Below are 13924 nucleotides of genomic sequence, written 5' to 3' on the forward strand. Positions count from 1 at the left end.
CACCAGGCGCGCGAGACTTCGTCAGCCCTCGCTGCTTCGTCTCTCCACCAGCCCACGGGCCACAACCTCTGCGGCTCTGGGATGGTCGGAGAGACGGGCGGCCAGAGTCCGGATAGCTAAGTCGCTGGGGAGCATGTCGGAGAACTTCAGGTCTTGGATGGCGCGTTCACTGACCTCAGGCACGACGCTGGCCAAGTCCGCACCGAAAAGTCTCACGGCGCGGGACAGCGCGTCACGGAGACCTGCACCTGTCGTGTCGCGATGGAGGACCACGTGATCGTTGGTGAATGACGAAACCTCGTCACACAGGTGAGGCGCCACCTGGTCCAAGGCTGCCCAGAGCACGGCGTTGGCTCTGCTTCCCGCCCATGTCCACCACCGGGTGTTACCGGATTCATGCAGCAGGACGGTGCGCCCAGCGTCGACACGATCGCCCATTTCGGTGCGCAACTCTTCGAGCCGCTTGCGGGCCCGCTTGCTCAGCTCGACCCCATCCGGTTCGGCGCCTAGGAGGACCCGTCGCATGGCGTCGACGAGTTCGAAGCTCAGCGGCGAGGGCGACCCCATCCACCGGGCGAGTCCGACGCCCTCGGAGGGCTCGACGTAGGCGCGGCGTCGATCCCAGTCGACGGAGGTCACCACCCACGAACGCCCGGCGAGCGCGATCCGACGCGGCCCCTGCACCTTCGTCAGCAGGACCATCGGGTCGACCGTCCCGATTTCTGTGCGGCCGTGCAGCACGGTCACCTGGGGGTCCGAGGCGAATACCGTCATCAACTCCATGAAGTGCCGGCGGCCGTAGCGTCCCTCCGCCTCCGGTCCTACCATCAGCATGTCCTGGTCGCTGTCGAGCCAGCCACGCTCGAGAAGGGTGGAGACGAGACGCTCCTCGTCCTGGCTCTCGACGAGGGGGAGAGATCCGATCCAGTCGCGCCACGTGCGCCGACCCACGCGCCCCTCCTGGAGCGTGATTGCCAGTATCTGCTGGGCTGCGATATGTGCGGGCGTCGGAGGAGCCGTGATTGATTCGACGAAGCCTTCGGACCAGAGGAGAAGCAGCGCCGTGCCGCGGATGAGTTCGGTGTCGCTGCTGGCCAACAGCGTCATGTTGCGGCTGGTACCGGGCCGACGACCCGTGCGCCCCAGCCTCTGGAGCAACGAGGCCACGGTCGTGGGTGCACCCACCTGCAGGACTCGGTCAAGGTCGCCGACGTCGATGCCGAGCTCCAGCGTAGAAGTGGCGACGATCACGCAATCGCGAGCCTCAGCGAACGCGGTCTCCGACCGACTCCGTTCCGACGCGGAAAGACTCGAGTGAGAGACGAAGGTGTCGACGGACAAGTCGCTCAGCCTCACCCCGAGATGTTCCACAGTGCGTCTCGAGTCGGCGAAGACGAGACGTTTCTCTCCCCTGTGCAGAAGCGAGATCACCTTCGCTGCGTTGTCGATCGACCCGACGTAGTCGAGCGCCACGTCCGGGGTCACGGACGACTCAGACGGCGGTGCGATCACATGCCCGCCCTTTCCGGAGGGCGCGTTGGAGCCTCGGAGCCACCCCAGGAGGCTGGGGGCGTTGCCCACAGTGGCGGAGAGGCCGATGCGCTGGATGGACCGGCCGGTCAGATGCGTGAGCCTCTCCAGGACAGCGAGGAGATGCCAGCCCCGGTCGTCGCCCGCAAACGCGTGCACCTCGTCGACGATGACGGCCCGCACGTTCGCCAACAGCACGCGCGGATCCAGAGTGCTGGAGACAAGCATCGCCTCGATTGACTCGGGGGTAGTCATGAGAACGTCCGGTCGCTCCGCGGCGATGCGACGCCGCACGCTTTGGGCAGTGTCCCCGTGCCGCACGGCGGCGCTCCTGCCGAGCCATCTCGCGTAGGAATTGACGCGGTGCTCGAGGTTGTTGAGGAGTGCGCGCAGTGGACAGATGTACAACACCGATGTCCCGGCCCAATCCTCCGACGCCATGCGAGTCAGCATCGGGAACACCGCCGCCTCGGTCTTCCCTCCCGCGGTGGGCGCCAGCAGCAGGGTGTCTTCGCCAGCGATGAGGGGCTCAACCGCGGCGTCCTGCAGCGGGCGGAGATCCTGCCATCCCAGGGAGTTGACGATGTGGTGCTGCACGACCGGATGCAGTGCGTCGAAACCGCTCATCAGTCGGTGTCGAGCTCGATCTCATCGAGCGATGTCGCGCCCCTCGCGGCGTTGCGCTCCACTGACGTGAGTTCTTCCGCGTCGACGGTGAGCGCGTAGTGGGTGCGCGGATCGAAGTCAGGGAATTGGTCTACGCGGTCCAACACGTCACCGACGAGCTTCTTGAGGAATACCCGAGGAGCGACGCCGACCCTGCCGCCCAGCGAACCCGCGACGGCGTCGGCCAGGTCGCCGATGTAATGCTCGTCGATCACCTGCCGGAGGCGTTCGGGATCGTCGGCGCCGTCCGCGTAGAGGTCGCGGACCTTGCCGCCCAGCTCGACGAGGCTCTCGCGGGTGAAGCCCGGGAGCCGCACCTGCACCGCGCGGGGGTTGTCGAAGCGGGCGTCGGTGGTGAAGTCCGTGTGGACGCGCTGCGCCAGCGGCGGCAGGCGTGGGAGACCCGAGGGGCCCTCGAAGAAGGCGGGGGTACCTGTGATCAGGAGGTACAGGCCGGGGTAACGGCCGGAGTCCACCTCGTCGATGAGCTGCCGGAGGGCGTTGAGGGCCTTGTCGCGGACGTCGCCACGCACGCGCTGCAGAGTCTCGACCTCGTCGAGCACGACGAGCAGCCCGGGATGGCCGGCGTCCTTCAGCACCGTGAGGAGGCCCTGGAGGAAGGCCATGGCGCCGAAGTGGTCGAGATCGCCGCGGAGGCCGGCGCTTCGCTTGGCCGAGGCCGCGACGTGCGGCTGGCCGCCGATCCACGCGGCGAGTCCGTCGGCGGTGGCGACGTCACCGGTCAGCGAGGCCGCGCGGTAGCCGCGCAGGGCCTGAGCGAACGCGGGGGTCTTGGTGGAGACGGCCGCGAGCCGCGCCTCCATGAGCCGTTCGACGGCCGCGGACAGTTCGCTGTCCGAGGCGTGGAGCAGCGCGGCATCGGCCTCCGTGGCGTCGGATTCGAGGGTGAAGAGCCAGCCGTCGAGGACGGAGCGGAAGGCGCTGGGCGGGACGGTCGCGGTGTGCAGCGACTCCGTGATCCGTCGGTAGACCGTCTCGAGCCGATGCAGCGGAGTCTCGGTCTCGCTGATCTGGACCTCTGCAGTGGCCCAGCCGAGCCGCAGCGCTCTCTCGGCGAGATGTCGCGTGAAGAAGGTCTTGCCCGAGCCGTACTCGCCCCTCACCGCCTTAAAGACGGCGGATCCACCGGACGCAGCGGCAAGCTCAGAGCCGATCGCCGTACTGAACCGGTCCAACCCCACGGCGAGCAGGTCCAGCCCGTTCGCGGGCACAGTCCCCCGACGCAGGGCGTCGATGACCTCACGACGGCGGCGCGGCGACACCTCAGCCACGTTGTGTCCTTTGGTCAAAGCTCAGGGTCCTGGATGACCTGTGCGAGTCCTTGGAGTTGTCCCACTGCGGCATCTGCCTCCGATAGCAGTTGAACCGTTCCGGATCCAAGCTCAAGCTCGCGCGTCGGTGCCCGGTGAAAGTACGGAAAGGAAGCCTTCTTCCCAGGCTCGCGCTCGACCGTGCCAAACCGTCTGGACGTGAAGCGAGCGGGATCCATGCCGCGAGAGTACCAAGCGAAGTGCCGGTGAACTTTGAGCGTCGCCCCGAAGTTCCAAGTTTCACTCCCGAAAACTTGGAATCTCATCAATCGGGTGCAAGTGGAGTTGGACCGTCGACGGGACCATCCAAGTACTGGGCACCGGAACTTGCACGGCTATCTAGGCGTACCACGCACCGCTCGGCCAGCAGTGAGGCGTCGAGGGTTACGATCTGGGCATCGGGTCGGTGGCGGCGACGCGGTATCACTTCATTCGTAGTAAGGCCACCATGCCCATTCTCGTGAAATGACGCCACCTCGCGGTCGCCAAGTTTTTGCCGCTCAAGGATTGCTAGCTGTTCACCCCGGATAGGTTGGGTACGCGCGCGGCTGGGGGATGTCCCTTGAGCGCGGTGTGGCCTCGGTGGTGATTGTAATGGTGCAGCCATTGGTCGAAGGCGGCGACTCGCTGGGTTTCGGAGGTGTAGGGCTGGGCATAGGCCCATTCCTCGAGCATGACGCGGTTGAACCTGTCGCGCGTCAGACTTAGTGGCAGGGCCGTTATGTAGGTCCTGAAGGAGAGTCCGACATGGGAAGACCACCAGTGATCCCGGTGGAGAAGAAGATCAGGATTGTGTTGAGCATCCTGGCTGGAGAGATGACGATCGCTGAGGCTGCTCGGCGGGAGAAGGTCAGCGAGCAGTCGATCGGTCGGTGGAAAGCAGACTTCCTCGAAGCAGGCAAGGCTGGGCTCGCGGCGGGTAGGTCCGGGCCCTCAACTCGGGAGCAGCAGTTGGAGGCTGAGGTCACGGAGTTGACTCAGGCGTTGGGTGAGGCTGCTGTCGAGATTCGGGTGTGGAAGAAGTCGGCGGAGGGCAGGTTGGGCCCTTCGAGGACCTCGAGGTGATCCGCAGGGAGGCGGGCATGTCGACCGCGAGGTTCGTGAAGCTGATCGACATGCCCGAACGCACGTGGCGCCGGTGGCAGGCCAAGGCCCGTCAGGATCGCCGTCCGAAGGGGCCGTGGCCCCAGCCTGCCCGTAGCGCTGCGCGGGACCTGGTGGTCGGTCATGCGCTGGCCAAGCCGGCGTGGGGGCATCGCAAGATTTGGGCGTTGACCCGCCATGACGGGCACAAGGTCTCTCAGGCGACCGTGCTGCGGCTGCTGCGTGACGAGGGCCTGCTACTGGCCTCGGAATACCAGAAGCAGCGCCGTGAACTCGCCGCTGACCGGAGGGCCGCGTTCGCGAAGATGCCTGATGGCCCGAACCAGGTGTGGCAGTTGGATTTCTCCGAGTTCGAGACCACCGCGGGTGGGACGTGGCGGATCGCAGGATGCCGGGATTGGTACTCGAAGTATGAGCACCCGTGGCATGTCTCACCCACCGGGAACAAGCACGACGCGATCGCCGCGGTCGAGCTCGCGTTGGCTGACTACGAGGCCCTGTTCGGACACCCGTTGGCCGATGCCTGCCCGATCAATGAGATCACTGGTGAGGTGCTGCCCGTGGTCACGATCGTGACCGACAACGGTGGCCCGTTCCGGTCGATCGACTTCGAGTTGTTCATCACCTCGCACCCCGAGCTGAGACACGTCCGGACTCGGGTCAAGAGCCCCGGGCAGAACGGCTCACGCGAACGCGGGTTCGGCACGTTGAAGTACGAACGCTTGTTCCTCGATGAGATCGCTGACGCATTGACTTTGGTCGAACGAGCTGAGGACTACCGCGTCGAGTACAACACCCAGCGCCCTCACGAGGCGATCGCCTGGAACCGGCCCCTCGAGGTCCACCTCGGCCGCGCCAGCGCGACCGTCCCCACCTTTGAACAAGAAGAAATCCTGCCAACTACTTGACGCGGGACAGAAGTAGCCGAGGATGTCCTCAGCGCGGCGTTTCAGGGTACGGCCCAGTTTGCGGGCCTGCGCTCGAAGCTGATCACCGAAGCCGCCCAGCCGACGCTGGACGAGGTGTTGGCCCGGGCCGGCGGGCGCGCCGGCGGATCGCTGCCACTGGCCGACGCGGTAAGCACGTTGCGGTCCGATCGTGCTCGTCATTGACGCCAGCGTCCTGGCCGTCGCCCTTCTCGATGACGGCCAGGACGGTGACACAGTGCGGGACAGGCTGCGCGGTGAACAACTCGCCGCACCCGCACTGATCGACCTCGAAGTGGCCTCGGTGTGGCGCGGCCTGGCACGCGGCGGCCACCTGGACCCGCGCCGGGTCAGGCTTGCTCTTGACGACCTGCAGGAACTGCCACTCCAGCGCGTCGAGCACACCTCGCTGCTGGTTCGCTGCTGGGAACTGTGCGACAATCTCACCATCTACGACGCCGCCTACGTTGCCCTCGCCGAAGCACTCCAGGCGCCCCTGCTCACCGGCGACAGGCGCCTCGCACGATCCACCGGCCCACGCTGCACCATCGAGGTCGTCAAGACCCATCGTTGACGTCGCGGTTGCCGCGCAGATCGAGGATCTGATGCTTGCGCTTCAGGCCTCCTCGGTGGCCCTTATGGCACCGCCATGGATCCCGCGCGGAAGCGGCATGTAGATGACTTCTTCGGTCGACCGAGAACCAGCGTCATTGAGTGGTGCGTCCACCTCGTCGCGGTAGAGCGGAGCCTCTTCCCCGTACCGCACCCGCCGCACCCGGCCCGGGAACGCGCTGGCAAGGGCATGGGCCACCCGATCGGAACAGCCGACGGTGAACTCGATTTCCTCGTCGACCTCGCACGCCAAGCACCAACCTTGATCCGCGGGCCACACCAGGTGAGGCGGGACATAGATACCTGGCGTCTCTCCCCAAGCCAGCGCCGGAGCATCACGCAGCATCTCGAGAGGGCCGGTGAAGAGCAGCATCTCTCGGTTGGGAATCTCCAGGCGCGGCGCTGAAGGTGGGTTCGGGTGGCCGTTCCAGCCTTCCCACACGGCCACGTTGCCCCTGTCCGGCGTGGACGTGTGGGAGGCCAAGGTGACCAGAGCTGCGCGGACGGTGTCTTCCTCCTCGTCGTCTTCTGCGAAGGCGACGCGCACATAGACGTCAAACCCCGGCGGCCCATAGCGCACGAGATGCCACCACCAAGCACCTGATTGCAGCAGCCACTCAGCCGACTTCGCGTCGCTCGCGGGCACTATGTTCGTCACCCCAACCAGTCTGCCCCACAGACCGTCGTGCGCTCATGATGCCGCAAGGCGCGATCCCTACTGGGAGCCGGACCTTAGAAGGCGCCACGCGCGGGTTGGGCGGCCGTGCGCACTCGGTGTGGTCGGCTCAGGGACGAAGCCACAGCGCCGGTGGAGATGCACGGCATCGAGTTGACCGTCCTCGAACTCGTTGATCGCCGCTGCTGCTTCAGTGTCTTGCCAGATCCGTTCGAGCAGGTGATTCATGAACCTCATGCCAAGCCCAGTTCCACGTCGAGCAGGTATCACGTTGAGCCCGATGTGAGCCGTGCCGTCGGAGTGGAGTTCGTAGTGGACATGGCCCAGGAACTCGCTGGTCTCATCTTCTTGAACGAAGTAGTAACCCTGCTCTGATGCCGGACGCGCGAGCCGCGCCTCGAATGCCGGCCAGGCACCCTCGGGCCGGTCGATACAGCCTGTGGCAGGGTTATACCCAGCGTAGGAGAGAGGCCAGCCGGCGTTGTAGGCCATCATTTCTGGATCAAGCAGCCATGCCTGCCGGATCGTGAACTCCTCTGGCGATGGAACGTGAAGCCGAAGCACGTCGTCAGGCTAGCAAGTGTGCATCCTTGACGCCTCCGAGGAGGTGGTACAGACATGCGTGATGCCGCCGCAGATCGATCGCATGGGCGGAGGGTTGCTCACGGCCTTACGGAACGTCGTGCTTCGCGGCCCGTGTCCAGTTCGCACTTTGCTCGAATCGCTTCTTCAACCGTGAACCCGTGGTGGTGCGCTACCACTGCGGCGGCCAGCACGACATCTGCCAACTCATGCATGATGGCCTTTCGGTCGGGGTCACTTCGGCTGCACACCTCGACAAGCTCGATCGACTCCTCTGCAACCTTCCGTGCGCTCGCGCCGCTTGGCATCGGGATGCCTCTCTCCATCAGGTAGAGGTCCAGGAGGGCAAGGATCGAGCTCACTTCTGGCACGCTACCCGATCAGATCGCGTCTGCACGCTCTTGCCGCGCCCTGTGCATTGAGCCGGGCACCCTGACCCGGGCTCGGTACGGAGTCGCGGAACCCTTGCAAGCGTCGTCGTCGGGCCTATCAAGCCACCGCGAGGCACGTACAACCGTCAGGGGCGAGTGGGTGCGGGGGGGTCAGCCGACGTTGCTCCCGAGCTCCTTACGCTCGCTCGCTTCTGCGATGCCGCTCGCGAGTGCACCGATGAGTTCGGCGACGTCCGCGGGTGACAGCCGGACCGTCGCCTGGCAGGTGTTGTCCTCCCAGATGGACAAGACGTTCCTGCTGGTCTCGGAATGCGTCGAGACGCGCAGCACACGGCCAGCACGGTCGCGTCCTTCAAGTGAGATCCCGCGCCGGGGCAGTGGCGAGACGGTCATCTTCCGAGAATGCCACCGGAGGCGCGCTGTGTGAAGGCACTGACGGGTGTCGGTTGCGTCGCACACGCTCGCTCATGCCGCGCTCGGCACCCGAGCTCCCGAAGCGCACGCTGCCCTCTTGCGATCACTGATGACGACGTGCTCCCAATTGAAACCCGACAACTCCGCTTACGACGAGCGAGCCGGCGAAGACCAGGGCTAAGCCCCAGACTTGTTCGGGCTGCAGAACCAGGGTGGTGGACCACGGTTGGTCCGCAAGAGGGGCGTAGGCGAACCACCCGAAGGAACTCGGGTCCGGTCCCGTGAGTGCGAAGGTGATGATGCCTGCAACAGTGAGAGCGGCACCGATACCGCCCAGGACCAACTGCGGTACTGCTCGTGTGTTCGCCATGGACAGCAGTGTGGCATGCGCTGGGCGCACCGCTGCTGGCGGCAACTGCAAAGGCACTCATCTGCCGCGACACGTCCCGGCAACTGGGTGTCGTGATCGTCTCGGTCGACTACCGCCTCGCCCCGCGACACCCCTTCCCCGCCGCCCTCCACGACTCGGGCTGGAAGATCCCTCAGTGCTCCTGCCCGCGCCGCAACTGCGGCTGACCATCGCGTTCTGGCCGATCTTCAGCGGCCTGGCGCTCGCGGCCGTCGCGGCGGCCTTCCGCTACGGCGAGGAACTCCAGCGCGACACGGCAGGGCTCGTCTGATGGTCCCGGCCGAGCCTGAGGAGGACACGGGCATCCACTGTCGTCTCGACGCGCTCCTCGCAGACCGCGACATGACTCTGACCCGGTTGAGCGAACTGGTGGGGGTGAGCGTGGTCAACCTCAGCGTGCTCAAGAACGACCGCGCCCGGGCCGTCCGCTTCTCCACGCTCCGGGCCATCTGCCGGGTCCTCAACTGCGAGGTGGGCGATCTGCTGGTCCTCGACGAGCCGCGACGCCGAGCCGGTTCCGGCGCCTACTGAACACGAGGGCTCCAACGTGGGGGCCGAGGAAGATTTCGATGACCGAGTTCAGCATCAGCACCATCGATGCGCAGGAGGCGGCGGCGGTACGGCGGAACGTGCCCACGACGGAGCTCACGACGGCGTTCGACACCGGCTTCTCGCAGGTGACGAGGGCCGTCACCGAGCAGGGCGCCACCGTCACACGATCACCCCACCCGGGGCAGTCCGGAGACCACGACCAGCACGTTCTGTGCGGTGGGGGATCTGGTGACCCTGGCCACCCCGAGATCGACGACCGCGTATGTCTATGATCCGCGAATCGGCGCGTCGGGCGTCTTGAGACGGAATCCCCAACATCCGCACATGCCGCGGTTGGTTCGTCGCGGTGGTCTCCATCCCCTGCCGTGCTTCAGGTGGTGATTGCTGGTTCTCCCCGTAGGAGCAGTGAGAGGATGTAGAGGATCCTGCCGGTCCACGCAACAATGACTGGGTGAATGCAGATGACCTGGCCGCCCGCTTTCAAACCGACATGAAGCACGCAGTCGACCTCATGGCCCGGGAACTCCACTACCATCCTACGGTCTTCATACGGATGCTGAGCGACTACGGAGCGGTAGGAGCCGCTAAGCGCCTGCTGGCCACAACGGGCTATCAATACGGCTTCGAAAAATTGTTCGCAAACCACCGGCTCGACTACTCCGTCGAGGCCTTCGTCATTCTGCCTTGGTACCAGCCGCTCTTCACGCCCGCCGAGATTCAGACCGCCGAAGACAGGCTGGGTCTGGCTGAGTTCGACGTGGCCGCCTACCTGGCTAGGGTAAGGGCACCGGATTGGGCTTGATGGCCATACCATTCCGCGGGGCCAGCAGTCTCAGGTCCCGTGTGAGTGTGCAGACGGAGGTCCCTCGGCTCCAACGTTATCCTTTGGGAAGCGGCACTGTCAGGGCTGGCCCAGGCCCAACGGAGTGGAAAGGGGCGGGTATGGCGTCTCCAGGTACGTGGCACGAAAGCCAGCCGACCAAGAAGGTCGACTGGACCGAGGCAACCAACGCCTGGGCCGAAGCCACGCTGCCCGAGCTCGAGCAGATCGCCTCCGTCTTCGGAGGTTCCATCACTTACGAGGACCTCGCTGCAGCGATCCAGGAGCGGACCGGGTACCGAACCAAGATGCTGCTGGCCAACTGGATCGGTCAGGTGCTCGAGGTGGTGCTGCTGCGCACCCTCCGTGAGGGACTCCCTCCACTTACCGCGTTGGTGGTGCGCAAGGAGACGGGCGGGGTCGGTGACGGTTACTACAACCGGAACCACCCCCAAGGAACCATCAGCGACAAAGCCCTCTTGCAGCAAATCGCCGCCGAGGACAGATTGGCCTGTTACCGCGCATATGCGCCATCAGTTCCTGAGGATGCAGTCCCCAAAATGACTGACCTCTATGTCCAGAGACATTCTCTGATGGGCAAACCAAAGATCGAGCGTCCCGAGCATGTATGCCCCACCTGTCATCTCGTTTTGCCGCTAAGCGGGCGATGCGACACCTGCGATTAAGACGTGGGACATGGCCTGTTCGGCAGTGTATTGGCGCCCGAGGAGCGCGACAACGTGGCGGTTGACCGACGCATGCCTCAGCTCAGTCGCCCGCCTCCGGGGTTTGGCACTCACTCTCATGCCGCGCCGGGAACGGATCCCTCAAAGGACGTCCGCGGCTGCGCGGGCCTCGCGGTCGATCTTGCGATGGGTGAAGATTTCGCTGCTGGGTTTCCGAGGGACTTTCAGCACCGTCACGTGTGGCGTGTGCGACCTGACGAACGTTCCTAGGCGTACCGCGTGGTCAACCAGGCGTCGCTCTGATCGCTGCGTAACAGCTAGCGTGCAGTCATGGCGCAATTCACTCCGAAGCTACGGCGGCTCTTGTTGGACTACTTGACGGATGTTCCTGCTCGTCAGATTGAGGCCTTGTTCGAGGACAACGGGATCAGCTTGGGACCTCCCCAAGACAGCGGAGACGACACGAGTGTGCGACGAGGACTCGTGCGCCAATACCTGGCAGGAGTGGACCTCACTTCCATCGAAGATAGGGCGAAGCTGACCACGGTCCTCAGCGACGTCATGCAGGAGATTGGCCTGCGCTCGAAGAGCGGCGATAGCTACTACGACCTGCAACCAGTCAGGGACAAGTGGAGCACTACCCTGACGCAAGCGGGGTTCGACGTCGGGAAATGGTCGTACGCGGTTACCGATCCCGGGGCAGGACGCAACGCCCCCTCCCTGAGCGCCGCAGCGCTGTCGGCGTTGGACGATCCATCGGCGATCCTCGACCATCTGAACCGGCTGTCGGACACGGCGGACTCGGATCCTCGACTCGCCGTGAGTACCGCCAAGGCGCTCATCGAGTCTACCGCCAAGTGTGGGGTCTGCTGCACGGATAGGTGACAGTTTCTAGTCACGCAGCCAGGTCGGCTGGTGTGGTCATGATTGTCTCGAATTCAACAGGGGTCAAGCGGCCGAGTCGGGACTGTCGCCGACGGCGGTGGTAGGTGCGTTCGACCCAGGACACGATCGCGATCCGCAGCTCCTCACGGGTGGCCCAGGATTGGCGGTCGAGCACGTTCTTCTGCAGCAGACTGAAGAACGATTCCATGGCGGCGTTGTCACCAGCCGCCGCCACCCTTCCCATCGATCCGAGCAGGTCGTGACGGGTCAGGGCCCGCAGGAATTTCCTGGAACGAAACTGGGATCCTCTGTCGCTGTGGACGATGCAGCCGGCGACGTCGCCGCGGCGGGCCACGGCACTGTCGAGGGCGTTCACCGCGATCCGGGACTTCATCCTGGAGTCGATTGAGTAGCCGACGATGCGGTTGGAGTAGACGTCCTTGATCGCACACAGATAGAGCTTGCCCTCGCCGGTCTTGTGTTCGGTGATGTCGGTCAACCACAACTCGTTCGGCCTCTGGGCAGTGAATTCGCGCTTGACGAGGTCGTCGTGGACGGCGGGGCCTGGACGGGGGCTCTTGCCCTTCTTCTTGCCGAACCGGCTCCACCACCGGTTGGAGTGGCAGAGCCGCCACGCGGTGCGATCGGCCATCGGTTCCCCGGCGTCACGGGCTTCGTCGGCCAGCAGCCGGTGCCCGAACTCCGGATCATCGCGGTGGGCGTCGAACAGGGCGTTGGCGCGGTAGGCAGCCACGACCTCGCTTTCGGGGATGGGTGCGTTCAGCCACCGGTAGTAGGGCTGTCTTGCGAGCTTGAGTACCCGGCACGTCACCGTGACGGGGATACCGTCGGCGGCGAGCTCCTTCACGAGCGGGTAGTACCTTTTCCCGGCAGGTTCGCCTGCGACAGATACGCCGCCGCGCGGCGCAGGACCTCGTTCTCCTGCTCCAGCAACCGGATCCGCTTGCGGGCCTCCCGCAACTCCGTGGCCTCTGCGCGGGTCTGGCCGGGCTTGGCGCCGGTCTCGACGTCGGCTCGTTTCAGCCATTTCTGCAGGGTCATCGGGTGGACTCCGAAGTCTTTGGCGACCTGTTCGATCGTCACTCCGGGTTCACGGTTCCGAGCGACACGAACGACGTCGTTGCGGAACTCGTCAGGGTAGGGCTTGGGCACGATGGCATCCTTCCAGACCTGCCCCATAGTTGGGGGCAAGCCAGATCAGATGTCACCTACTCATGCAGCAGACCCGGTGGTGGAGGTCCCGGGGATGGTCGGAACGCGGATGTGTTCACCTTGGCCAAGGGGCTCGCTTGCCAAGGCGTCCCGCTGGGCGAAGCCGAGGCCCAGCTCCAAGAACGCAACAATGCGCTCCCTGAGCCCCTTTCCGAAGTCGAGGTGGCCAGGGCAGTTCGCTCAGCCTTCAAGTCCAGGCGAGGCAGTAACCCATACCTCCAAAGGCTTGCGCGGAAAGGAGGAAGCAGGAACACGGAGGCTCAACAGACTGCACGAAGCAGGAATCTCCAGAAGGCCGACACCGTGCGGCATGAGCGTGCAGGGCAACGGTTCGACTTCGTCCTGGAGCATTGGACGCTTTCCGATGCTGAGCTGGCGTTGGAGTTGGAAGTTGACCCAAGAACCATCAGGCGCTACAGGCAAGATGCCAAGCGAACCGGACTAGTTCCTGTTTAAGATAGTGAGGAGGGGCACTCTTGAGGGGGTGCCCTTCTTCACTCTTGTAGCGGCTCTTCCCTCAGACCCGTGAGACGCAGCAAGGCCTCGATGCCTGATGCATATTCCCTGTACTCAGCAAATGTCCAGCCGTCACTGGCCAAGCGTTCGATGCAGATCGTGCAGAATCAGGCTCAGGAAGTCGCCGTGAACTTCACGACATGTTCTGAGCCAGGGCCAGTCTCTTCAGAGAATCGCCAACCTTCCCACTCGTCACCGTCTTGGAGCTGCGAAGCCGACCCGGGGTATCCGGTGGCCTCGACCAAACACTCAGTGTCGAGGAGGAATACCATCCCCAGCACCAATCCCTCGACGTCGCCGTCCTTGAACTCACCGTCGCGCTCCAAGTTGTCGACCGCGCCGTCAGACTGGCTCACGGCCCGCGCGTTATCCCCCTTGAGCTCGACCGAGACGGTGTTTCTGTTGAGCTGTACCAACGGGCCGTTCTCAGCTTCAGACCGCACGCAAGCTTCGTAGGCAGCCTCTGCCGCCGCATTTTCGGCACCGCCACACGCCACCAGAGTCATGATGAAGGGCAGGACCAAGACACTTCGAATCAGTTTCATGACCGCACCCTATCCGCGCCCACTGACAGCTTTGCTCTCAGCCCT

Annotated in this window: 19 protein-coding genes and 1 pseudogene; 11 read left to right on the top strand and 9 right to left on the bottom strand. The window is 64.7% G+C overall.

Translation table 11 applies throughout. The features are described 5' to 3' along the window. Nucleotides 1–21: 21 nt before the first annotated feature. From ACX1DX_RS11935 to ACX1DX_RS11945, 3 genes and pseudogenes are all read right to left on the bottom strand, one after another. On the bottom strand, nucleotides 22–2157 hold the full coding sequence (locus tag ACX1DX_RS11935) for a DEAD/DEAH box helicase (protein ID WP_459396775.1): 2136 nt from the start codon (nucleotides 2155–2157) through the stop codon (nucleotides 22–24). After that, a complete protein-coding gene (gene brxD, locus ACX1DX_RS11940; RefSeq protein WP_459396776.1) occupies nucleotides 2157–3488 on the bottom strand; it encodes a BREX system ATP-binding protein BrxD in 1332 nt (443 codons plus the stop codon). The genes ACX1DX_RS11935 and brxD overlap by 1 nt, the downstream gene beginning before the upstream one ends. Before the next feature lie 549 nt (nucleotides 3489–4037). Next, nucleotides 4038–4220: pseudogene (locus tag ACX1DX_RS11945) on the bottom strand (integrase core domain-containing protein); the annotation flags it as partial. A 54-nt stretch (nucleotides 4221–4274) separates the two neighbouring features. On the opposite strand from ACX1DX_RS11945, the gene ACX1DX_RS11950 reads away from it, so the two are divergent. From ACX1DX_RS11950 to ACX1DX_RS11960, 3 genes are all read left to right on the top strand, one after another. After that, nucleotides 4275–4592, top strand: coding sequence for a helix-turn-helix domain-containing protein (locus ACX1DX_RS11950; protein WP_459396777.1), 318 nt, complete (start codon nucleotides 4275–4277; stop codon nucleotides 4590–4592). A 17-nt stretch (nucleotides 4593–4609) separates the two neighbouring features. Further along, nucleotides 4610–5539, top strand: coding sequence for an integrase core domain-containing protein (locus tag ACX1DX_RS11955; RefSeq protein WP_459396778.1), 930 nt, complete (start codon nucleotides 4610–4612; stop codon nucleotides 5537–5539). A 190-nt stretch (nucleotides 5540–5729) separates the two neighbouring features. Next, the gene (locus ACX1DX_RS11960; protein WP_459396779.1) at nucleotides 5730–6131 is read left to right on the top strand and encodes a type II toxin-antitoxin system VapC family toxin; all 402 of its coding nucleotides are present in this window, start codon (nucleotides 5730–5732) and stop codon (nucleotides 6129–6131) included. A gap of 42 nt (nucleotides 6132–6173) precedes the next feature. On the opposite strand, the gene ACX1DX_RS11965 is transcribed toward ACX1DX_RS11960, so the two are convergent. The 4 genes from ACX1DX_RS11965 to ACX1DX_RS11980 form a co-directional block, all read right to left on the bottom strand. Then, nucleotides 6174–6827 (bottom strand): hypothetical protein, encoded by a 654-nt coding sequence (locus ACX1DX_RS11965; RefSeq protein WP_459396780.1) that lies wholly within the window; start codon nucleotides 6825–6827, stop codon nucleotides 6174–6176. A gap of 57 nt (nucleotides 6828–6884) precedes the next feature. After that, entirely contained in the window at nucleotides 6885–7409 is a 525-nt protein-coding gene (locus tag ACX1DX_RS11970; RefSeq protein ID WP_459396781.1) for a GNAT family N-acetyltransferase, read from the bottom strand. A gap of 98 nt (nucleotides 7410–7507) precedes the next feature. After that, complete coding sequence (locus ACX1DX_RS11975) at nucleotides 7508–7789, bottom strand: MazG nucleotide pyrophosphohydrolase domain-containing protein (protein WP_182781861.1); 282 nt, start codon at nucleotides 7787–7789, stop codon at nucleotides 7508–7510. Between the two features lie 180 nt (nucleotides 7790–7969). Then, nucleotides 7970–8212: a hypothetical protein gene (locus ACX1DX_RS11980; protein ID WP_459396782.1), complete on the bottom strand. Its 243-nt coding sequence runs from the start codon at nucleotides 8210–8212 to the stop codon at nucleotides 7970–7972. A 399-nt stretch (nucleotides 8213–8611) separates the two neighbouring features. Here ACX1DX_RS11980 and ACX1DX_RS11985 point away from each other — a divergent pair, with 399 nt between their 5' ends. From ACX1DX_RS11985 to ACX1DX_RS12015, 7 genes are all read left to right on the top strand, one after another. Next, nucleotides 8612–8809: an alpha/beta hydrolase fold domain-containing protein gene (locus ACX1DX_RS11985; RefSeq protein ID WP_459396783.1), complete on the top strand. Its 198-nt coding sequence runs from the start codon at nucleotides 8612–8614 to the stop codon at nucleotides 8807–8809. Then, on the top strand, nucleotides 8779–8913 hold the full coding sequence (locus ACX1DX_RS11990; protein ID WP_459396784.1) for a hypothetical protein: 135 nt from the start codon (nucleotides 8779–8781) through the stop codon (nucleotides 8911–8913). Before ACX1DX_RS11985 ends, ACX1DX_RS11990 begins: the two co-directional genes overlap by 31 nt. Further along, a complete protein-coding gene (locus ACX1DX_RS11995) occupies nucleotides 8913–9173 on the top strand; it encodes a helix-turn-helix domain-containing protein (protein WP_182762945.1) in 261 nt (86 codons plus the stop codon). The genes ACX1DX_RS11990 and ACX1DX_RS11995 overlap by 1 nt, the downstream gene beginning before the upstream one ends. Nucleotides 9174–9211: 38 nt before the next feature. Further along, nucleotides 9212–9466 carry a hypothetical protein gene (locus ACX1DX_RS12000; protein WP_459396785.1) on the top strand — a complete coding sequence of 85 codons (255 nt, stop codon included), beginning with the start codon at nucleotides 9212–9214 and terminating at the stop codon, nucleotides 9464–9466. 179 nt (nucleotides 9467–9645) lie between these two features. Next, nucleotides 9646–9996 carry a hypothetical protein gene (locus ACX1DX_RS12005; RefSeq protein ID WP_459396786.1) on the top strand — a complete coding sequence of 117 codons (351 nt, stop codon included), beginning with the start codon at nucleotides 9646–9648 and terminating at the stop codon, nucleotides 9994–9996. Between the two features lie 140 nt (nucleotides 9997–10136). After that, the gene (locus ACX1DX_RS12010; protein ID WP_459396787.1) at nucleotides 10137–10700 is read left to right on the top strand and encodes a hypothetical protein; all 564 of its coding nucleotides are present in this window, start codon (nucleotides 10137–10139) and stop codon (nucleotides 10698–10700) included. Nucleotides 10701–11030: 330 nt separating this feature from the next. Next, nucleotides 11031–11585 carry a hypothetical protein gene (locus tag ACX1DX_RS12015; protein WP_459396788.1) on the top strand — a complete coding sequence of 185 codons (555 nt, stop codon included), beginning with the start codon at nucleotides 11031–11033 and terminating at the stop codon, nucleotides 11583–11585. A 10-nt stretch (nucleotides 11586–11595) separates the two neighbouring features. Here the strand turns inward: ACX1DX_RS12015 and ACX1DX_RS12020 are convergent. Beyond that, a protein-coding gene (locus ACX1DX_RS12020) for an IS3 family transposase (protein ID WP_459396789.1) occupies nucleotides 11596–12758 on the bottom strand; the annotation gives its coding sequence in 2 pieces (ribosomal slippage) (nucleotides 11596–12471 and nucleotides 12474–12758; 1161 coding nt in all). Between ACX1DX_RS12020 and ACX1DX_RS12025 the strand changes: the two genes are divergently transcribed. Beyond that, complete coding sequence (locus ACX1DX_RS12025; RefSeq protein ID WP_459396790.1) at nucleotides 12651–13274, top strand: primase C-terminal domain-containing protein; 624 nt, start codon at nucleotides 12651–12653, stop codon at nucleotides 13272–13274. The genes ACX1DX_RS12020 and ACX1DX_RS12025 overlap by 108 nt on opposite strands. A gap of 173 nt (nucleotides 13275–13447) precedes the next feature. Here ACX1DX_RS12025 and ACX1DX_RS12030 read toward each other — a convergent pair whose 3' ends face one another. Further along, the gene (locus ACX1DX_RS12030; protein WP_459396791.1) at nucleotides 13448–13879 is read right to left on the bottom strand and encodes a hypothetical protein; all 432 of its coding nucleotides are present in this window, start codon (nucleotides 13877–13879) and stop codon (nucleotides 13448–13450) included. Between the last annotated feature and the right edge of the window lie 45 nt (nucleotides 13880–13924).

It is taken from the genome of Tessaracoccus zhenghani, from assembly GCF_054552775.1.